Below are 19,416 nucleotides of genomic sequence, written 5' to 3'. Positions count from 1 at the left end.
TAATAGGTTATAAAAAATATTATAATTTCCAATAAATAAATACTAAGTCTAAAAACAACCAAAAAAGTAGAAAAATTTAAAAATAAATGCTATTCTAAAAATAGCAAACAAAATTCAATATTTTACTAAACTCTAAGTTAGTGATTAACAAATAGAATCAAATGCTTTACCACTGCAAACCTCATATACAAGATTTAATACTTTCACATTTTGATATAAATGGATAAAGATAGAGGAAAGTTTTATCAATCTGGCGATGGCTCGTATTTTTACTCGGCCGATGACGCATCAAAATGGGATCTTCTAGATAGAATTGGTCAGCTCAATCTTCTACACGTTTTAAAAAAAGAATGGGAGCCAGAGGAATCTAGTCAAAGTAAATTAAGAAAAGTTCTTCAGGAGATAAATATTGATGAGTTTGAAGATTTTATGGCAGATATTCTTGGAATATGCGATTCATTTGAGGAAATGGTTTATGAATATGAAGGAAATATAAATTTAAGTCCAGAATATTTAGAGAGGGTTTATCCAGAAGAAAAAGAGAGCTTGGAAAAGTTAAAAAAACAGATAAAAGAGCATAAAGAGTGGAAACAAAAACATCAAGCTTCATATTCTTTTTTGACTAAAAAGCTATTAGAAAAGAATGAAACAGACAATAATGAAAACAACATTTAATTTTTTCTATCTACTTTCTTATTTAAATATCAAGGAAGGAAATAAAAATTTAATTATATAAAATTATATTTGAAAAAAAAATTTAGGTCTTTTATCTTATTTTATTTGATCTTGTCAAAAATAGTATGAAAATACCAATTTAAATTCTAATTTTCTCAATGATGATATATTTCTATTATTAGAGTTTAATATTAATCTAAAGAAAAAATGTAAGCAGATGCATTTACTGATATCAAGAATTTTCTAAAATAATTAATTAAGAAATAAAAAATATACCAAGCACAAAATTAATATTACATACACTTTGGCTGGATTTATCTTTAGATGGAATAGAAATCTGGGGATGCGCATTCTTGAATAACAAACTTCGGAAAGTCAGAATATGAAAAAGACTGCTTAATAATTTGACGAAAATTCATATTAAAGTGATTTTACCTACACAACTAACAGAAAAATCCTTTATAATCTTAACAAATATTTACATAGGATCCATTTTTTGTTTCAGCCACTAATCCACTTGCCTTCTAGTAAGTCGGGCTAGAAAGGCATCACTGCTTTATTTAGCAAACTCACTCTCAAATTGAATTTGCTTAAACATTGATTTATCAAACGATCTAAAAGCATCAAATTTACATAAAACAAATGACATCTACCAATCCAAAATCTAAAAATCTAATAAATAGAGAAGACGTAAATGAAATGATAGAAAATGCTATTAGACGACACAACAGAAGGTCTACTATAATCTCAGCGATATTAGGATGGATACTTATAGGTGGATATTCATTCGGATTATTTCACGTGGTTAATAATATTTAAGTCTGCTGTCAATGTTAACCATTTAATCTTTGCAAAGAAATTTTTAAAATATTTACCTAACTAATTCTGCTCCATTTGTCTTGATAGGGAAGCTGATAATCTTCTTTATTCATGGGGATCCAACTCCAATCTATACATATAGATAATTGGTAACCAATCACATACAGAGCAAGCATTGCGTTAAATAAATTTATGTGAGTAATAGGGGTATCCATAATTAAAAGAAATATAGATAATCCTAACCAACAAAACACCCAAATAAAACTCCCAATCAATAAAGTGACCATTTCATCTAAAAAGATATGGGTTAAAAATTTTCAGAATCTAACTCTTTAATTCTTTTACAAAAAAGTTATAGAGGTAACGCTTAAAATTAGATTTTCAAAGTCAATATTTACTGATTATTAATTATTGGAACTGTAGGGTGATCAGAAGGATCATCATTTAATATGGGTGCACATACTTGGCGACATGATTTTCCTTGCTCATCTTCAATACAAACTTCTAAACATTCAAAATATCTATCTTGTGCAGTTTTCATATTTGTAAATTTAGTAGTAACTAAACATACTGTTTAACGATTATATTTTCCAATAAATTAACAAAACTTTTTTAGGTAAATGCACTTATCAAAGATCTTAGAAATGAAATAGTTTATCTGATTTCTTTATCCACATGCTATTTCTCATTGTATGGATTGCTTCTTATCAAGAAGATATACAAATCCTCATTGTTAATAGAAGAGAGTTCAACATAAGCACTATCAATTTATTAGTAGCTATTATTTAATTTAATATCTTGAAAAAATACTATATACTAGAAATTAAAACAAATTTTTTTTACAAAATACTTTTTTGGTTATAATTTCTTTAGAAAGTTTATTATAAATGATGCAAGGGTTTAAATCAAAAAATTAATTGACGGATGACAAAAAATTGAATTGATTGATCTCTAATTTCTGACTTTTATTTTTTATATTTTTCAATTTTAAATCTTTTATATAAAACTTTGCAAATTGTTGGGTTTTGTTTTTTGTCATGGTTGGCTAATGTATTTAATTTATTAGAGTTTTCTTGAAGAATCCTCTTTAAACAGTAATTCAAGTACAAGATAGCGAAAAGAAAAGGAAATCGCGGGTGAAAACCAAAAAAACCTATGAAATGGTTTGAATTAACTATCAACTCATTTTTTTAAGATTACTTATAAATATAAAAGGTGCTGAATATAATATGTTGAGAAATACTTTAATATAAATAATATTTAGTTAGAAAGTATAACTTATCTTGTGAGCACTTTTAATTTCGAAATAAATTATAATTAAAGCTAAATCTTATTTTTATTTTTCTAGTTAGTTGATCTAGTCCAATTTTTTGTAACTTTTGATTTTTTCTCTCCTTTCAATATAAATAGCATTAGCAAAGGAGCAATTCCCATTAATGGAACTATCAAGTTCATAGCATAGTTATGGTTTCCTTCCATTTAAATAAAAACAATATATTTAATTTTAATTAAATTTTTCCATGTGTTAATGCGTAAAAATCCTCATTAATAGCCAATAAACCCTTTAGTTAAAAGCTTAAAAAAATAGGTTTTTAGAAAAATAATCTATTACTTCATTTTCTATTTATTGCAGATAAGATTAAAAAATAGTATTTTTATCGAATGCAGATGAGAAGTAGTTCTTTTAACATCGAATACTTGTCTCCTACAGGTTTAATTGGTTTTTGGGTGCTCTTCATAGGATTAATTTTTACAGGGGTTATGTTCTATTTTGTCTTTTTCAGGCTTAATGAGGGTGACGCTTCATACAAGGATTATAAAAGGAAAAAATCAGAACAAGAGAATCAAAAGCAGAAAATAGCGAGACTTTATCCAAAAGGGAAATATTATTAGTCCTATTTTTTTAATATCTTGCTAATTGATCTGAAAATCTGGACTTCTTCAAAGTTGGGAAAAAATCAACCTAAGTGGAATGAGCTTTTTTCAAAACCATCATCTCTCTATTACATCTCGTTTTTCTTCAGCAGATTTTGATTTATTAAGCAAAAAAAAGGAGATAATAGAAATATAAAAAAAAAGGCTTCGAATAAAGCAAGCCTATTTTAATTAAAACTATGGCTTCGAATCAAGCAAACACTGGTATTAGTCTTAACGAACAATCCTCTTTTTCAGCTAGTGGGAAACAAGTGCCAGCAGCATTGTCAATGATGGTTGACTCAATGACGAGCATGGTAGAAAGAGCAAAAATCAATATAGAAAACGTTGATCAAAGAGCTAGAGCAGATCTAGAGAACATCGATCAAAGGGCAAGAAAAGATGTTGCACTACTAGACCAAAGAGCAAGGGAAGATATTCAAAAAGTTGATAAAAAAGCCAGAAAGGACATAGCCATTCTTGACAAAAGAGCAAGAGAGGATCATGAGCTACTTCGAAAGGTCCGAAATTCCAGAGGATTAACCTCTTGATATAAATTGTTTGTAAATTTAAAAAGTAAGGATTAAAAATCAATAAATATAAATATTAAAAAATTAAATTATGAACATTTGAATATTTGTGAAATACATAAATTAAAAGTAAGTACCACTTTGCCGTAAGGCCCAAGAAGCATCGACCTGGAAGAACCAGAGGGGGATTCAAAGTGAAGCTTCGTTTCCAGAGCAAGCTGGTATACGTTACTTTCACGACAGCTTCCCCATATCGAAAGAGAGTCAGATCAGAGCACTTGAGAAGGCCAATACCAACAGAGCAGTACTAAATTCAATTTAAACAAAATATCATCATGAGGTAGGCCAAATAGATCTTATGGTTTTTAAAATGTCCAACGCTTCCTTTTTTCTAGATAAAGGATCTTTATTATTCAAAAGATAAGTAACGTGACCAAGCTTCCTACCTTTTTTTTCTTCTTCTTTCTCATACCAATACACATTCAAGCCAGGAATACTCCTTAAATCGTCCAACCTCTGGGTAAGTGTTAATGGATAGTCATTTTGCAAACCAAGCAAGTTTGCCATTAAAGCTCCATCAACAAGCATTTCTGGAATGGGGACCTCCATACCAGATGTGATACATATTTGTTGGTCAAACTGACTACTGCTACAAGCATCTATGGAAAAATGACCTGAATTATGAGTCCTTGGAGCTATTTCATTTACAAGTAATCCTTCAGATCCATAGAAAAATTCAATAGCAATAACTCCAACATAGTCCAACTCAGCAAGCAATGAAGATACAATATTTCTCACCATAAGATCAACGTCATGATTGATATCAGCAGGAGCAAGGACCCAGTCACAAACTTGTTCAGATTGGTAGGTTTCCACGATTGGTAAACTACGAACAATTCCTTTTGAATCCCTACTGGAAACGATGGATAATTCCTTATCGAAAGAGACCCATTTCTCCATCATCCATTGCTCTTCAGTTTTAATTACTAGAAATTCTTGAAGTTGTTTTAAATTTTTAATGATTTTAGTGCCTTTACCGTCATACCCACCTTTTGAAGCCTTTGCCATCAATGGGAATCCCCAGTCGGCAGGAAGTTCAAATTCTGATGATTTTGTTAACGGTATAGGCAACCACTCAGGGCATGGAATATCAAGACTATTCAATAGCTCTCTTTGAGTTATTTTATTAATTAAAGGTCCTATTGATTGAAGCTTAGGTACAAAAGAAACTCCATTATTTTGAAGAGAAAGTAAACTTTTAATATCAACCCATTCATTCTCAAAAGTAATAAAGCGGGACTTTTCAGCAAGAAGTTTTGTACCTACTGGATTCGTAGGGTCTTGCAAAATAACTTGATTAGTTTTTTTTGCAGCAGGATCAGTCTGTGCTGCCGTCTGAACAACCACATCAACATCTCTTTTCTTTCCAGCCTCTACCAAAAGCATGGCAAGCTGTCCTCCACCCACGACCCCAATCATTAGTTAAAGACCTCTTTTTTTAGGTTTTGCGTACTTGCAGCTAAACAACAAAGATTTCGGACAAACAAATAAAAAAAATCAAAGAATGGTGATTTTAATAAAAACATCCTTAATTCACAAGCCAAAGAAGATTCCACTAGGAGATTATTTTGATCCTGAAATAAATACCGAAATTATACGAACAGAAATCATTTGCGTATGAAATGAGTGCGTCAGCAATATAATTACTGTTATATCTTGATGATTTAACGTCATAAACCATCAAAAATCTTATAACCTTACAACTGTGAATAAAGACAACCTCCATATTAAAGTCTCTTTAACTAACAACCCATACGAAATTATTATAGGAAAAAACAGTCTTGAATACATAGGAGATGAGCTATGTAAGATTGGTTTTCGACAAGGACTAAAAGTACTAGTCGTATCTAACAAGGAAGTCTCCGAACATTATGGTGATTGCATAATTAAAAGTCTGATTAAAAGTAAATACAATCCAAAACTTTTAATATTAAAAGCAGGAGAAGATCAAAAGAATCAATCTTCTATAGATTTAATCCACGATGCGGCATATGAGGCGAGATTAGAAAGAGGATCATTAATGATTGCCCTTGGAGGTGGCGTGATTGGTGACATGACTGGTTTTGCAGCAGCTACTTGGTTGCGTGGAATTCATGTAGTCCAAATTCCTACAACATTACTTGCCATGGTTGATGCTTCTATTGGTGGTAAAACAGGTATAAATCATTCGAAAGGTAAAAATCTTATAGGTGCTTTTCATCAACCTAAATTGGTATTAATAGACCCTAAAACATTATTTACTCTCCCCTCAAGAGAGTTCAAAGCAGGTATGGCTGAAATAATAAAGTATGGAGTTATATCAGACATAGAACTATTCGAACTTCTTGAGAGGGAGGATAATATTTCTGATCTTTCAAAAATAAAAGAGAAGCTACTAATAGAAATAATTAAGCGCTCTGCTAAATCTAAAGCAGATATTGTTGTAAAAGATGAAAAGGAAAGTGGAGTTAGAGCTTTTTTAAATTATGGACATACACTTGGCCACGTTATAGAAACTCTATGTGGGTATGGTAAATGGCTTCATGGTGAGGCAGTAGCAATGGGTATGGTTGCAGTCGGTCAACTAGCGGTTCAGAAAGGACTTTGGAGAGAAATTGACGCAAAAAGACAGGAAAATTTAATAGAGAAAGCAGGTTTACCATCAAAGTGGCCAGAGCTTGAAATAGAAAGTGTTCTTAGCGCACTTCAAGGAGACAAAAAAGTGAAAAACGGCAAAGTGACTTTCGTTATGCCCTTAAAAATTGGTGATGTGAAATTATTTAATAATATTTCTAATAAAGAAATAAATGAATGCTTGCAAAAACTTAGCTAATTGGCTCCTTAAGAAAACGATTCCCTAAAACCAGATCATCACTATTATCCTTCTGGAAAGCCAACCACCTAAATTCCCCCAGTCCCATGGGATCTACAAGTCTCAATAAAGACTCTCTTCGATTTAATGCTGCTGATAGATTATTAGTGCTTGGATTTTGAAGAGAATAAAGAAAACTTGAAAGTCCTAATGCCAAGAGAGCTTGTCCCTGCCTAGTCTCACCGATAAACTTCCATCCATTAGTCAGGGCATAGTTAATGGTTGATTCGATACATAAATGAGCTGTTAAATCACACAAGCCAGCATCTTTTAAAACATTAGGATTTGCTTCTTGATTTCTATAGGATATAAGCGTACCGTCTTTTCTCATTACGTTGTAATAGCGATTCGATTCCATCGCATAGTCGACAACTAGTAATGAGCCATTTATTAAAACCTTAGACAATTTTTCAAACCAACTAGGAAGATCACAATGCCACTCAGTTATCCATCTATTACAAATATCTTTTGGTGGGAAATCAATATTTAAAAGACTTTTAGATTCTTTTAAAAAATTAATAATCTCAGAATTGAGCTTGAGGTCAACAAACTCTAAAAAATATTCATTATTAATTTTTCTCAAAGTAACTCCTTGTCTAAAAACCTCACTTTCGGTAAAGACCAATCTCTCTACTGGGAAAGCATCTAAAACTTCATTAGCAATAACTACACCTGTTACTGGCCTTAAAATAAGATCTTCTATGTTACTCCAGCGATAATTAACTCCCTCCAAATTATTAACTACTTTTTCTTGTCGTTCTCTCATCCCTATATTTAATTCAACTAAAACAAGCTCTATTTTAGTGATTAAAGCAGGTGCTAATTCAGCAATAGCCAATACCAAATCTCTTGCTAAAGTACCCTCTCCTGGCCCAATCTCAACAAGAGAAAATAATTCGAATTTAATTCCTGATTTTTCTAAATCAAGAAGCCAATCAACAACTTGAATAGCTAATAAACGTGCAAAATCATTTCCCAATGATGGAGAGGTACAAAAGTCTCCATCCTTCCCAATATTCAATCTTCCTGTTGAGTAAAATCCATTTTCACAATCATTTAAAACCAAATCCATATATTTGTGGAAACTAATTGAACCGCCACTGTTAATGATTCGATCAACCAACCATTCAGGACATCTCGCGGTCGGGTCAATCATGATGGAGAATAGCTTCAGAGAAAATCAAGCACATGCTGAAGAAATCATTTAAAAGAGCCATGATTTTTTGTCTGGGACTCGTAATAATGTTTTCAATGGTAGGGAGAGCATATGCTTACGATAATCCTGAACTATTACCAAAAGAACAAACACCCATAATCGATCTTGCAAAAACTCTGAGTGAGAAACAAAAATCAGACTTGGAGAACTCACTAAATTCTTATGAAAAAGAAACCGGTTGGAAAATAAGGGTTTTGTCGCAATATGAAAAAACCCCTGGTTTAGCAGTCAAAGAATATTGGAATCTTGATGAAACAAGTTTACTTATAATCGCTGATCCAAGAGGCGGAAATTTACTGAGTTTTAATGTTGGAGATGCTTATTTTGCACTAATGCCAAGAATTTTTTGGGTGGAATTACAAACCAGGTTTGGCAACCAATTTTACGTAAGAGATAATGGAGAAGACGGTTCAATCTTAGCTTCAATACAAGCTGTAGAGACCTGTTTAGATCGTGGTGGTTGTGAAGTTGTACCTGGCTTACCCCAAGAACAATGGCAATGGACTTTATTGACCTCTTTGTTGGGAGGGATTATTGCAGGTTTCGCAGCGTCACCAAGAAAAGAAAATGAATCATTTTCAATAGGATGGCTTTTGCTCCTTTCCCCACTTTGGATAATGTTATTTGGAATTTTTGGCATTGCTCCTGTCGTAACTAGAACTAATGACATTTTGCCTTTAATGAGAAACATTTTGGGATTTATAGGCTCTGCCATTGGTGCTTATTTGATTGCAGAAAGAAAATTTAAGGATACTGATTTAAACAAGCAAAGTTAGAATCTATTGAGTATTAGGACAATAAAAGTCAAACTTATACTAGTTATTTTGGTTTAATAAAATCTCTTTATAGGCAATTGATGCATCATTCCTAAACCATCTGTGAGATACATGAACAAGTTTGCCATTAGAGAACTCAACCCAAGAGAAATGACATAAATTCTCACCTGCAGAATCAATACCTCTTCTTGGAACACACGCTGCATTCAAATATGAAGTTCCCCATAGATCTTGAGCAAAAGTTTTTCTAGTTCGATTCCCCCCAATTCTTAATTGATGATGAGTGTGGCCAAAAACGACTAATTCTGGAACCCTAAATTTACGAATTTGATCAATTGCGATACCAAGATCTTTATCGCCCCAATCCATAGATGGCAATTTCCAATCTCTTCCACAAAGGCTAGAAGATTCTGATCCAAGGCCAACTGGCCCGGAATGAGCAAGTATTAATAAAGGACAATCTAATGGTGCAGACTTGGCGGCAGAAACGATCCTAAAGACAGATTCATCAAGGCTGACCTCCCCGAATACAGATTTAACTTCTGATGTTAAGAAAAATCCTCCCCCACCACTGCAAGGTCTAGCTCCAACAACAGAAAGTTCATTTAATCCCCATTTTGATAAATTCCATGCACAATTTTTTTCACCTAACAAATCCAATTGAGCTCTTAAAACATCGCCTGATCCATCTCTCCCTCTATCATGATTTCCAAGTATTACTGAAGTGGGAATAGAGATTTTATTTATTGCCCGAACAATTCTTAAATCACCATCTGACAAGTCGCCAACAAATAAAACACCATCAGGATTAAGTTCCAAAAGCAAATCCAGATCATCCTGACTCCATGACCCATGTAAATCCCCAGCGATAGCAATTCGGATATCTGTCAGATTTTTTTGGAAATTACCCTCTATACTGCCCCAACACGTTGAGATGGAAACTAATTACTACTGTTTCCTATTACAAGACTGACATAACAGTCTCAAATAAAAGAAAAACTCTCATAGATGAGATCAATTTTTTGCGTAAAAAAAGAAACGCAATAATTCTTGCTCATTACTACCAAGAGCCTGCGATTCAGGATGTTGCTGATTTTATTGGAGATTCACTTGAATTATCCCGAAAAGCCTCTGAGACAAATGCAGACGTAATTGTTTTTTGTGGCGTTCATTTCATGGCTGAGACAGCAAAGATCTTATGCCCAAATAAGACTGTTCTTCTTCCTGATTTTGATGCTGGTTGCACACTCGCAGATGATTGCCAACCAGAGGACTTCCAAAAATTCTTAGACAAACATCCCGATCACTTTGCTATCAGCTATATAAATTGCAGTGCAGCAGTAAAAGCAAAAAGTGACTTAATTTGTACAAGTAGTAATGCAGTTGATCTGGTAAACAAATTACCCAAAGATCTACCAATTTTATTTTCACCAGATAGGAATCTTGGTAGATGGGTTGAACGTCAGAGCGGTCGAAAATTAACTTTATGGCCTGGGAGATGTTTAGTACATGAGACTTTTAATGAAGAATCTCTTATACAGTTAAAGATAAAGAACCCAACCGCTGAAGTTCTTGCTCATCCAGAATGTCAGGAGAATCTATTAGATTTAGCAGATTTCATAGGTTCAACAAGCAAATTGCTTAATTACTCTCAAAGTAGTGAGAATGATAAATTTATAGTTCTTACTGAACCAGGCATAATACATCAAATGAGATTAACAGACCCTTTAAAGACATATATCGAAGTACCTGGACTAGATGGATGTAGTTGCAATGAATGTCCATACATGAGAATGAATACATTAGAAAAAGTATTAAATTGTCTAAAAGAAATGAATCCGGAGTTACACATGGACGAACAAATTAGATCAATGGCCTACAAGCCGCTAAAAAAAATGTTGGATATGAGCAATTAACATTACTTATGACTGTATCCCTTTTTGTTGTAGTATTAGGGGGAAGAAGTTTAAAAAGTAATATAGAAATACACGATGTAAGATGGGTCTTAGGTGAAACAATTGAGGATACATTTCCTGATCTTAGGAAACAATGGTTAGGGAAAAAGAGAGGGCTTCATATTGATAGTTATAAGTGTATTAAATATGTTGATGGATATGAAATAGTTATATCTAAATCCAATAAAGATAGTTTAATTAGTCCACGAATAGAAGATTTATCACTTTGGTTTGTTAATTTAGGCGGGTACAATCCAAAAAAGATGTACGAAGAACACGAATTCAATCTAGTTGTTGCAAGACAAGCTATTGAAGCAAAGAAAAAAGCCAAAGAAAGTTGGGAATCAAATCTAAAAAAAATACATAATGATGACTACTCAGGTATTAATCATTTGGAACAAGTTGATGATTTGCATCCTATAAAAATAAAGAATTGGGAAATAAATTTAATACCAGATCCAGAAGAAAGAAGTGAGAAACTTATTCCTGACTGGTATGGATATAGGAGAATTGATAAGTTTTAACTATTTTTTTAGGGCGTAACCTAAATTAGATTTCAAGGGGTTATAAGAATTTTTATCACCTTCAACTTTAAACTTTTTCAGTAATATATTTTCAGCCGCAACATATTGACTATCTTTTAAAGTTCCTAGATCTGAATTTGTTAACCTATTCTTGTCATTTAACAAAAGATCTACTCTAATATCAGGTTCTATTCCATTCTTATTAATATCTTTACCACTTGGTGTTAGATATTTAGCGACTGTAACTGTTAGGCCTGATCCATCAGAAAGAGACCTGACAGACTGAACCAGTCCTTTACCAAAAGTCTTTGCCCCAACCAATACTCCTCTTTTATTATCTTTAATTGCTCCAGAGAGAATCTCACTAGCACTTGCAGATCCTTCATCAATTAAGACAACAACTGGTCTGTTAGTTAGTGCTCTACTTGTTGCTTTCCTAATATCAGTAATACCATCTTTTGTTTTAGTACTAACAATTATTCCTGTATTTATCCATTGTCTAGCTATTTCAATGCTTGCCTCAAGCAAACCACCAGGGTTACTTCTAAGGTCTAATACATAACCAAAAGGTTGTTGTTTTTCTAATTTATTAATCGATAAACTCATTTCTTTTGGAGATTTTGCATTGAATTGTTTCAACCTTAGATAACCAATTTTCGCACCTAGAACTGTATTATTTATTCGACTATCTACTACATTAATTTCAATTCTATCCCGTATTAATGAAACATTTAATAACTTATCGCCTCTAACAATACCTAGTTCAACCTTCGTTCCTTTTTTTCCTCGAATAAGTTTAACGGTACTATCTATACTCAGACCTTCAATAGGTTTACCATCTATGGATACAATTATATCTTTAGGTTTTATTCCTGCTAGAGAAGCTGGAGTTCCTTCTATTGGTGACACAACAACAATTTGATTAGTAACTTCATCTAGAGAAATTTGAATACCTACTCCCATTAATTCACCCGTTGTATCTATTCTCATCTCATTAAATTCTTTAGGGTCTAAAAATCTTGTATAAGGATCATCTAATCCTTTCAACATATCTTTTATGGCAATATATGCATCGCTAGTATCAAAATATTTGGTTGATAGTATTTCCTTTCTTAATTTAATCCAATTTTCTGCCTTATATTTTCCTGAATAATCCAAAAAGTCACGATATATAATTTGCCAGACCTGATCAATAATTTCCTTTGGATTATTGGTAATTAAAGTAGAAGAATTAGCCTGGAAGGAAAGAGATGGCGAAGGGAAAACAGCGATTAATAAAAATATTTTTAACAATCTTTTCAACATAATTATCAAATAATTTTCCTAATAATAAAACAATAAAATTTTGATTCTGTTTTTTTTAAGGGTCTACCCATTTACCATCATCTTTAATTAAATCAACTAAGGCCTGAACACCTTCTTCCTCAGGTACCCTCTTAATTTCATCTCTATTTCTATAAAGAGCAATGGTTCCAACACCTTTACCTACATAACCATAGTCTGCATCTGCCATTTCTCCTGGGCCATTAACGATGCAACCCATTACGGCTATATCTAGACCAGTTAAATGTTGAGTAGCCTCTCTAACTTTCGCTACTACTTCCTCTAAATTAAATAATGTTCTACCACAGCTAGGACAACTTATGTATTCAACCATAGTCTTTCTCAAACCAACAGCTTGTAAAATCGAATATGCGACTGGTATTTCCTTTTCAGGTGCCTCGGTTAAAGAAACTCTTATTGTATCTCCAATACCTTCGGATAATAAAGTACCTATACCGACCGTACTTTTAATTCTTCCATAATCCCCATCACCTGCTTCCGTTACTCCCAAATGCAAAGGATAATTAAATCCCTCTTTGTCCATTTTGTCAGCCATCATTCTATAAGCAGCAAGCATCACTGGAGCTCGAGAAGCCTTCATCGAAATTATAATATTGTGAAAATCTAATGAATGACATATTCGAATAAATTCCATAGCCGATTCAACCATTCCAAAAGGAGTATCTCCATAAGCAAATAACATTCTTTCTGACAAAGAGCCATGATTAACGCCTATTCTTAGAGCCTTATTTTGCTCTTTTAAAGTATTAACAATTGGTTCAAATTTTTGTATTATTTTCTGTTTAATTACATCAATTTCATCTTGAGTAAATTCAGTTCTATTTGGATCAGGTTTTTCAAAAACGAATAAACCAGGGTTTATTCGAACTTTATCTACATGCTTAGCAACTTCTAAAGCTATTTTCATCCCATTATGGTGAACATCCGCAACTAAAGGAACTGGCTTATAAGTGCTAGCTAAAAGTTTCTTAATTTCCCCCACAGCTTTTGCACTTGCAAGAGTTGGAACAGTTAATCTGACAATCTCACATCCAACTTCATGCAATCTCCTTATTGCGGCCGTTGAGCCCTCAATATCCATCGTATCCTCATTAATCATTGACTGGACACGCACTGGGTTATCACCACCGATGCCAATATCACCAACCATTACGGCTCTAGTATTTCTACGAATAATTCTGGTGCTATATCGCTGAGAGAGATTATTTCCTTCCATATTCTTTTCCAGGGTCGCAATCATGGGTTAACAATTGAGCCTCTTTAATAAATAAGAATGACATATTTAAGGGCTATTATAAAAAATCAATTTTTTCTTTAATTTTTAAAAAATCCGATTTAGTCAGGCTCAAGGGTTTTCCTTCCTCTTTAGATGGATTCCTAAGTAAATAAGATGGGTGGAAAACAGGCATCACAAGTTTGCCCTCCCAATCAATCCATTTGCCCCTGTAGATACTAATACGAGACTTGATTTTCAAAATTGCTTCTAATGCTGTTGCTCCAACTAAGACTATTACTCTAGGATTTAAAAGTTTTATTTGTTGAAATAACCATGGAAGATGTTCTTGTATTTCAGTCTTAGTTGGGCGTCTATTTTGCGGTGGTCTACATTTGACCACGTTGCAAAAATAAACATCCTGGTTGATATCAATCCCAGCATTTTGAAGTAATTTATCAAGTAATTTTCCAGACCTTCCTACAAAAGGCTCTCCTAACTCCTCCTCCTTTGCTCCTGGAGCTTCTCCAATAATCATCAATTTAGCGAAAGGTTTCCCCCTTGATACAACGATTTTGTTTATGGGATTGATTGAATCACAAACTTCAGAAACGTCATTATAAGGGGGGAGATCTTTGATCACATTAGAGCTTCCATATCTGATCCTTTATAAAGATAGGGCACCAAAATTAAGAATTTATTGCCTTCTGGATCAAGCACCCATTGCTCAGATCCAAACTCAGCCCGTTTTGGTAGCCCAATAGCCCTACCTCCAATTTCCAAAATTTCAGATATCCACCTTTCAAGAAACTTTGATGGATTTTCAGACGGCTCTGATTGAAAACACAATGATGTTGAGTTTCCTTTCCTTTGCCATTCATGATTTTCATTAGGTCGATAAAAATGTATTTTGGATTGATTACTTAATGAAATAAAATAATGAGTTGTATTAAAACCTTTATTTGCCTTGTCAGAGTTGATCTTTGCATAAAATTCTGACAATTCTTTAGGGTTTTCAGAAGCAATCACAAAGTTTATTTTCATCAAAGGCATGCAACTATCTGATTAAGTAGTAAGTTTGTAATTAGATCAATTCACTTTAAAAGTGAATCTTAGAAAAACATTTTGAAGTTATGCTTCGAAGATGACTGACAATTCACAGATATCTATAAGAGCTCTCTCCATAAAACCGTCTCTAACTCTTGAGATCAGTGCAAAAGCTAAAGCTTTAAAAGCCGAAGGAAAAAACATTTGTAGTTTAAGCGCTGGAGAACCTGATTTCGATACTCCAGAATTTATTATCGATGCCACTCTAAGAGCATTAAAAAATGGAAAAACTCGTTATGGACCTGCTGCTGGAGATCCAGAATTAAGAGAAGCCATTGCCCAAAAACAATCAATTATTAATAAAGTTCCCACAAAAACAGACAATGTTTTGGTAACAAATGGAGGAAAACAAGCAATATACAATTTATTTCAAGTGGTTTTAAATCCTGGAGATGAAGTCCTCATACCTGCACCATATTGGCTTAGTTATCCAGAGATAACCCTTTTAGCTGGTGCCAAGCCAATTAAAATTAAATCTTCAACTAAAGATAATTTCAAAATAGATATCAATTCTCTAGAAGAAAACGTAACTGAAAAAACAAGGTTACTAATTATCAACTCTCCAAGTAATCCAACAGGCTGCGTTTTAACCGAGCAAGAAATAAATACTATTTCTGAGTTTTTAAGAAGACATCCAAGAATTTTTTTAATGAGTGATGAAATTTATGAATTTCTTATTTCTCCAAATCAAGTTCATCACAGTTTCGCAAAAATAGCACCAGATTTAAAAAATAGAATCTTCACAGTCAACGGTTTTGCCAAAGCTTGGGCAATGACTGGCTGGAGGATTGGATACCTAACAGGAAATACAGAGGTAATAAAGAAAGCCATTGCTTTACAAAGTCAAAGTACAAGCAATGTATGTAGTTTTGCTCAAAAAGGAGCTATTGCCGCACTTCAGGGCTCAAAAGATTGTGTTCATGAAATGGCAGAAATTTATAACAAACGGAGGTTATTGATAACGGAAAGACTAAAAAAAATAAAAAATATTTCTTTTGTCCCTCCTACTGGAGCTTTCTATGTTTTCCCAGAAATTAATCTAGAGGATATCGATTCAATAAGTTTCTGTAAATTGGCACTAGAAAAGGTTGGCCTAGCAATAGTTCCAGGGATTGCTTTCGGAGATGACAAATGCATAAGAATCTCATATTCATCTTCAAATGAAATGATCAACGATGGAATTGATAGATTAGAAAGACTATTAAATGATTTTTAAATTAAAAAAGAATGAATCAACGGCCAAGACCAATCAAATTGACGAAAATTGCTATTGCTCTTTTATCAATATTTAATTTATCTAATATTGGTTCATTAAAAGCAGAGGAAATACTTCACATTGGGGCGATACCAGATCAAAACCCAGAGCACCTGAATCGTCTATATAAAGTATTATCCTCTGAATTAAGCGAGCAGCTCAATGTTCAAGTCCGTTATAAGCCAGTTACTAATTATGCTGCAGCCGTAACAGCTTTTAGGACCGGGAGTTTAGATTTAGTATGGTTCGGTGCGTTAACAGGTGTACAAGCAAGACTTCAAAGCAAAGGATCCAAGGTAATAGCACAAAGAGATATTGATGAAAAATTCCATAGTGTTTTTATTGCAAACAAGAAAAGTTCAATCCAAAAAATAAATAACATAAATGACTTAAAAATACTAAAAGGAAAGCGTTTTACTTTTGGCTCTGAAAGTTCAACATCAGGAAGATTGATGCCACAATATTTTTTAACCGAAGCAGGTGTTCAATTTAAAGATTTCAAAGGTGCAAGCCCAGGCTTTAGTGGTAGCCACGATTCAACATTAATGCTTGTGCAAAGTGGTTCATATGAGGCAGGTGCTCTTAGCGAAGAAGTATGGAAGAGAAATCTTGAGAGAGGACGAGTGGACCGCTCAAAAGTCTTTGTAATTTGGAAGACTCCTTCTTATCATAATTATCATTGGCTTGCTCAAGGAAACCTAGATAAAAAGTTCAAAAAAGGTTTTACGAAAGAGCTTACAAATGTATTTTTACGTTTCAATGAAGGTCAAAAAAAACAAAAACAAATTCTCGAATTATTTAGCGCAAATAAATTTATAATATCAAAAAACGAGAATTATAATAAAATAGAAAAGATAGGTAGAAAAATTGGAAAGATTAAGTGACTAAATTACTAGAATTAAAGAATATAAGCCATAGCAGCAAAGAAAGTATTAGAGTGAAAGATATTAATTTAACAATTAATAAAGGTGAGAAGATAGCGCTTATTGGCAAGAGTGGCTCTGGCAAAAGTACATTAATCTCGATCGCGAATGGATCACTAATCCCAAGCGAAGGAGATGTAATATGGAAAGGTTCTCACATTAACAATATTTCAAATATTGAGTCGTCAAAAATAGGAACTATATGGCAGGATTTATCTTTGATAGAAGAGTTAAATGTCGCTCAGAATATAAACTGCGGTGCACTAGGTAAACACAATTTCATATGGGCTTTAAAGAATCTCCTCGGAGTCTTAGATAAAGGTTTATGCCAAGAATGCCTAGCAGCAGTCTCTCTGCCTAAAAAAACTATTTATTCCTATATAAATAAACTTTCTGGTGGGCAAAAAAAAAGAATAGCAATTGCACGTCTTTTAAGACAAGAACCAGAGATTCTTCTTGGAGACGAACCTTTCTCAAATTTAGACCCTCTATTATCTAAAAATATCTTAAATTTATTTATTAATCATAAAAATTATCTTAGAATTAAAATCCCTGAGACCATACTTATCAGTCTTCACCAAATTAATTTAATAAATAATTTCAATAGAGTTATTGGGTTAAAAGATGGAGAGATTGTAATAGATAGAGAAATTCATAATATTAATCAATCAGAGTTTGATTGGCTATTTTAATTTATAATGAAATTAATAAAACCAGTATCAACTTTATTAACATTAATCCCATCAATAGCTTACATTCCCATTCTAATAGAAATTATCAAAGGATTTCATATGGGGGGGCTAGATATCATATTTCTATTCATAAGCTCAGCAATAAAACCATCGTTCAATCAAGAAGTAGTTAAAAGCGCATGGGAAGGACTTCAAATAACAATTGCTACTGCTTTAACTAGCTGGGTTATAAGTATGCTTATTGGAATTATTTTAGGTGTACTATCTACAGATTTATTTTGGAAAAGTATTCCTAAATTTTCTTATTTAGGTAAATTCATAAAATACTCATTAGCAATTCCAAGATCAATACATGAAGTAGTTTGGGGCCTGCTATTTATACAAATTTTAGGTTTGAATATTTGGGTGGCAATTATATCTATAGTCATCCCCTATTCAGCCTTAACAGCAAGAGTAATTTCAGAGCAACTAGATAGTTTTGACATACACCCTCTAATAGCAATTAAGAAAACTGGATCTAATATTATGAGCTCATTTATAACTATTCTACTACCAAAGTTAATACCTATCGTATCTATATATGGAAGTTACAGATTTGAATGTGCAATTAGAGGTGTAACATTACTTGGAATATTTGGATTAGGAGGGATAGGAACAGAACTATATTTAACTTTAAAATCCTTTGAGTTCAATGAAATGTGGACTTGTTTGTGGATGCTTTGGTTAGTTATGATTTTATTAGAGAAATTTATAAGATATTTAAGAATTTATTTATCTGAAAATATTAGTTTGAAAAATTCTTTCTTAATTTCAATCTCAATATTTTCATTATCTCTATCGTTAGGTATTAGTTGGCTTTATAATCTAAATTTTGAGATATTTACTCCATTAAGCTTTTCGTATTTAAATTTACCTTCATTCGTAGAGATAAGAAATGGATTTAATACCTTACCTCTTTTTAAACTAATCATTACAACAATTTTAATAACTTTCTTCGCGTCTGGTATTGCAATAGGGACACCTCCACTTTTACTAGTATTATTCCCAGGTAAATTCCCTCTAAAAGTTCAAAATCTTATTTGGATCTTCTTTAGATTGATACCTCCTCCATTGACCACTATACTTATTCTTCTTTTTACTAATCCTAATATATCTGTAGCCGCATTATCACTAGGAATTACACATATGGGTGTCATGGGAAGATTACTTACAGATAACATACTAAATCAAGAAAAAAGTATTTATCGAGCAATTAAAAGCAATGGTTCAAGCAATAAATCAGCAACACTTTATGGAATATTAGCCCCCCAAAGTAATAATTACTTAGCTTATGGTGCATATAGAAGTGACGTAATCCTAAAGGAAACAGCAATTATAGGTGCAGTCGGAGGAGTAGGATTAGGTTGGCAATTACAGGAATCACTAAGCTCATTCGATTGGGCACAAGTCATGATAATAACTGCTACTTTCTCTTTATTAACAATGTCAGGAGAATATTTATTTAACTCTTCTCAAAATTATTGGTTAAAGAGTTCAACCAACAATTTCATTAATTAGTTATT

Annotated in this window: 20 protein-coding genes and 1 other RNA gene; 11 read left to right on the top strand and 10 right to left on the bottom strand. The window is 32.8% G+C overall.

Annotated features, from left to right (window positions below; genetic code table 11):
* The first annotated feature begins 219 nt into the window (after positions 1 to 219).
* Both O5640_RS00630 and O5640_RS00625 read left to right on the top strand, forming a co-directional pair.
* Entirely contained in the window at positions 220 to 675 is a 456-nt protein-coding gene (locus O5640_RS00630) for a hypothetical protein (protein ID WP_269612623.1), read from the top strand.
* 642 nt (positions 676 to 1,317) lie between these two features.
* Positions 1,318 to 1,494: a hypothetical protein gene (locus O5640_RS00625; protein WP_269612622.1), complete on the top strand. Its 177-nt coding sequence runs from the start codon at positions 1,318 to 1,320 to the stop codon at positions 1,492 to 1,494.
* Positions 1,495 to 1,550: 56 nt separating this feature from the next.
* On the opposite strand, the gene O5640_RS00620 is transcribed toward O5640_RS00625, so the two are convergent.
* Together O5640_RS00620 and O5640_RS00615 are read right to left on the bottom strand one after the other, a co-directional pair.
* Entirely contained in the window at positions 1,551 to 1,781 is a 231-nt protein-coding gene (locus O5640_RS00620; RefSeq protein ID WP_269612620.1) for a hypothetical protein, read from the bottom strand.
* A gap of 107 nt (positions 1,782 to 1,888) precedes the next feature.
* Complete coding sequence (locus O5640_RS00615) at positions 1,889 to 2,035, bottom strand: hypothetical protein (RefSeq protein ID WP_269612618.1); 147 nt, start codon at positions 2,033 to 2,035, stop codon at positions 1,889 to 1,891.
* A gap of 1,573 nt (positions 2,036 to 3,608) precedes the next feature.
* Between O5640_RS00615 and O5640_RS00610 the strand changes: the two genes are divergently transcribed.
* On the top strand, positions 3,609 to 3,959 hold the full coding sequence (locus O5640_RS00610) for a hypothetical protein (protein WP_269612617.1): 351 nt from the start codon (positions 3,609 to 3,611) through the stop codon (positions 3,957 to 3,959).
* 108 nt (positions 3,960 to 4,067) lie between these two features.
* Here the strand turns inward: O5640_RS00610 and ssrS are convergent.
* Together ssrS and O5640_RS00600 are read right to left on the bottom strand one after the other, a co-directional pair.
* Positions 4,068 to 4,249: non-coding RNA, 6S RNA (gene ssrS, locus O5640_RS00605), on the bottom strand.
* 22 nt (positions 4,250 to 4,271) lie between these two features.
* Entirely contained in the window at positions 4,272 to 5,417 is a 1,146-nt protein-coding gene (locus tag O5640_RS00600) for a 5-(carboxyamino)imidazole ribonucleotide synthase (protein ID WP_269612616.1), read from the bottom strand.
* 286 nt (positions 5,418 to 5,703) lie between these two features.
* Between O5640_RS00600 and aroB the strand changes: the two genes are divergently transcribed.
* Positions 5,704 to 6,810, top strand: a complete 1,107-nt coding sequence (gene aroB, locus O5640_RS00595) for a 3-dehydroquinate synthase (protein WP_269612615.1) — start codon at positions 5,704 to 5,706, stop codon at positions 6,808 to 6,810.
* Here aroB and O5640_RS00590 read toward each other — a convergent pair.
* Positions 6,803 to 8,005: a class I SAM-dependent methyltransferase gene (locus O5640_RS00590; RefSeq protein WP_269612614.1), complete on the bottom strand. Its 1,203-nt coding sequence runs from the start codon at positions 8,003 to 8,005 to the stop codon at positions 6,803 to 6,805. The genes aroB and O5640_RS00590 overlap by 8 nt on opposite strands.
* A gap of 86 nt (positions 8,006 to 8,091) precedes the next feature.
* On the opposite strand from O5640_RS00590, the gene O5640_RS00585 reads away from it, so the two are divergent.
* Positions 8,092 to 8,841 carry a TPM domain-containing protein gene (locus tag O5640_RS00585; RefSeq protein WP_269612613.1) on the top strand — a complete coding sequence of 250 codons (750 nt, stop codon included), beginning with the start codon at positions 8,092 to 8,094 and terminating at the stop codon, positions 8,839 to 8,841.
* A 39-nt stretch (positions 8,842 to 8,880) separates the two neighbouring features.
* On the opposite strand, the gene O5640_RS00580 is transcribed toward O5640_RS00585, so the two are convergent.
* A complete protein-coding gene (locus O5640_RS00580) occupies positions 8,881 to 9,723 on the bottom strand; it encodes a TIGR04168 family protein (RefSeq protein WP_269613863.1) in 843 nt (280 codons plus the stop codon).
* Positions 9,724 to 9,815: 92 nt separating this feature from the next.
* Between O5640_RS00580 and nadA the strand changes: the two genes are divergently transcribed.
* A complete protein-coding gene (nadA, locus tag O5640_RS00575) occupies positions 9,816 to 10,757 on the top strand; it encodes a quinolinate synthase NadA (protein ID WP_269613862.1) in 942 nt (313 codons plus the stop codon).
* Positions 10,758 to 10,765: 8 nt separating this feature from the next.
* Positions 10,766 to 11,320 carry a DUF1543 domain-containing protein gene (locus O5640_RS00570; protein WP_269612612.1) on the top strand — a complete coding sequence of 185 codons (555 nt, stop codon included), beginning with the start codon at positions 10,766 to 10,768 and terminating at the stop codon, positions 11,318 to 11,320.
* Here the strand turns inward: O5640_RS00570 and O5640_RS00565 are convergent, their stop codons facing one another.
* The 4 genes from O5640_RS00565 to O5640_RS00550 are packed head-to-tail and all read right to left on the bottom strand — an operon-like array spanning position 11,321 to position 14,921.
* Positions 11,321 to 12,625 (bottom strand): S41 family peptidase, encoded by a 1,305-nt coding sequence (locus O5640_RS00565; RefSeq protein ID WP_269612611.1) that lies wholly within the window; start codon positions 12,623 to 12,625, stop codon positions 11,321 to 11,323.
* Between the two features lie 55 nt (positions 12,626 to 12,680).
* Positions 12,681 to 13,904, bottom strand: coding sequence for a (E)-4-hydroxy-3-methylbut-2-enyl-diphosphate synthase (gene ispG / locus O5640_RS00560; protein WP_269612610.1), 1,224 nt, complete (start codon positions 13,902 to 13,904; stop codon positions 12,681 to 12,683).
* 52 nt (positions 13,905 to 13,956) lie between these two features.
* Positions 13,957 to 14,520, bottom strand: a complete 564-nt coding sequence (locus O5640_RS00555) for a uracil-DNA glycosylase (RefSeq protein WP_420063691.1) — start codon at positions 14,518 to 14,520, stop codon at positions 13,957 to 13,959.
* Entirely contained in the window at positions 14,517 to 14,921 is a 405-nt protein-coding gene (locus tag O5640_RS00550; protein WP_269612609.1) for a VOC family protein, read from the bottom strand. The genes O5640_RS00555 and O5640_RS00550 overlap by 4 nt, the downstream gene beginning before the upstream one ends.
* Before the next feature lie 100 nt (positions 14,922 to 15,021).
* On the opposite strand from O5640_RS00550, the gene O5640_RS00545 reads away from it, so the two are divergent.
* Genes O5640_RS00545 through O5640_RS00530 form a run of 4 tightly spaced genes read left to right on the top strand, consistent with a single transcriptional unit; the run spans position 15,022 to position 19,411 of the window.
* A complete protein-coding gene (locus tag O5640_RS00545; RefSeq protein ID WP_269612608.1) occupies positions 15,022 to 16,200 on the top strand; it encodes a pyridoxal phosphate-dependent aminotransferase in 1,179 nt (392 codons plus the stop codon).
* 11 nt (positions 16,201 to 16,211) lie between these two features.
* On the top strand, positions 16,212 to 17,123 hold the full coding sequence (locus O5640_RS00540) for a putative selenate ABC transporter substrate-binding protein (RefSeq protein ID WP_269612607.1): 912 nt from the start codon (positions 16,212 to 16,214) through the stop codon (positions 17,121 to 17,123).
* Positions 17,120 to 17,854: an ATP-binding cassette domain-containing protein gene (locus tag O5640_RS00535; RefSeq protein ID WP_269612606.1), complete on the top strand. Its 735-nt coding sequence runs from the start codon at positions 17,120 to 17,122 to the stop codon at positions 17,852 to 17,854. Before O5640_RS00540 ends, O5640_RS00535 begins: the two co-directional genes overlap by 4 nt.
* A gap of 6 nt (positions 17,855 to 17,860) precedes the next feature.
* Complete coding sequence (locus O5640_RS00530; protein ID WP_269612605.1) at positions 17,861 to 19,411, top strand: PhnE/PtxC family ABC transporter permease; 1,551 nt, start codon at positions 17,861 to 17,863, stop codon at positions 19,409 to 19,411.
* The last annotated feature ends 5 nt before the right edge of the window (positions 19,412 to 19,416 follow it).

Origin of the sequence: Prochlorococcus marinus str. MIT 0912 (assembly GCF_027359595.1) — a bacterium.
Classification (GTDB): Bacteria; Cyanobacteriota; Cyanobacteriia; order PCC-6307; family Cyanobiaceae; genus Prochlorococcus_B; species Prochlorococcus_B marinus_C.
Note: the sequence above shows the minus strand (reverse complement) of the source record. Positions and strands in the feature narration are given on the sequence as shown.

What these genes read in the sequence shown, in the direction of transcription:
- O5640_RS00630 (WP_269612623.1), top strand. Translation starts at nt 220, where the DNA reads ATGGATAAAGATAGAGGAAAGTTTTATCAATCTGGCGATGGCTCGTAT.
- O5640_RS00625 (WP_269612622.1), top strand. Translation starts at nt 1,318, where the DNA reads ATGACATCTACCAATCCAAAATCTAAAAATCTAATAAATAGAGAAGAC.
- O5640_RS00620 (WP_269612620.1), bottom strand. Translation starts at nt 1,781, where the DNA reads ATGGTCACTTTATTGATTGGGAGTTTTATTTGGGTGTTTTGTTGGTTA.
- O5640_RS00615 (WP_269612618.1), bottom strand. Translation starts at nt 2,035, where the DNA reads ATGAAAACTGCACAAGATAGATATTTTGAATGTTTAGAAGTTTGTATT.
- O5640_RS00610 (WP_269612617.1), top strand. Translation starts at nt 3,609, where the DNA reads ATGGCTTCGAATCAAGCAAACACTGGTATTAGTCTTAACGAACAATCC.
- O5640_RS00600 (WP_269612616.1), bottom strand. Translation starts at nt 5,417, where the DNA reads ATGATTGGGGTCGTGGGTGGAGGACAGCTTGCCATGCTTTTGGTAGAG.
- O5640_RS00590 (WP_269612614.1), bottom strand. Translation starts at nt 8,005, where the DNA reads ATGATTGACCCGACCGCGAGATGTCCTGAATGGTTGGTTGATCGAATC.
- O5640_RS00585 (WP_269612613.1), top strand. Translation starts at nt 8,092, where the DNA reads ATGTTTTCAATGGTAGGGAGAGCATATGCTTACGATAATCCTGAACTA.
- O5640_RS00570 (WP_269612612.1), top strand. Translation starts at nt 10,766, where the DNA reads ATGACTGTATCCCTTTTTGTTGTAGTATTAGGGGGAAGAAGTTTAAAA.
- O5640_RS00565 (WP_269612611.1), bottom strand. Translation starts at nt 12,625, where the DNA reads ATGTTGAAAAGATTGTTAAAAATATTTTTATTAATCGCTGTTTTCCCT.
- ispG (WP_269612610.1), bottom strand. Translation starts at nt 13,904, where the DNA reads ATGATTGCGACCCTGGAAAAGAATATGGAAGGAAATAATCTCTCTCAG.
- O5640_RS00550 (WP_269612609.1), bottom strand. Translation starts at nt 14,921, where the DNA reads ATGAAAATAAACTTTGTGATTGCTTCTGAAAACCCTAAAGAATTGTCA.
- O5640_RS00545 (WP_269612608.1), top strand. Translation starts at nt 15,022, where the DNA reads ATGACTGACAATTCACAGATATCTATAAGAGCTCTCTCCATAAAACCG.
- O5640_RS00540 (WP_269612607.1), top strand. Translation starts at nt 16,212, where the DNA reads ATGAATCAACGGCCAAGACCAATCAAATTGACGAAAATTGCTATTGCT.
- O5640_RS00530 (WP_269612605.1), top strand. Translation starts at nt 17,861, where the DNA reads ATGAAATTAATAAAACCAGTATCAACTTTATTAACATTAATCCCATCA.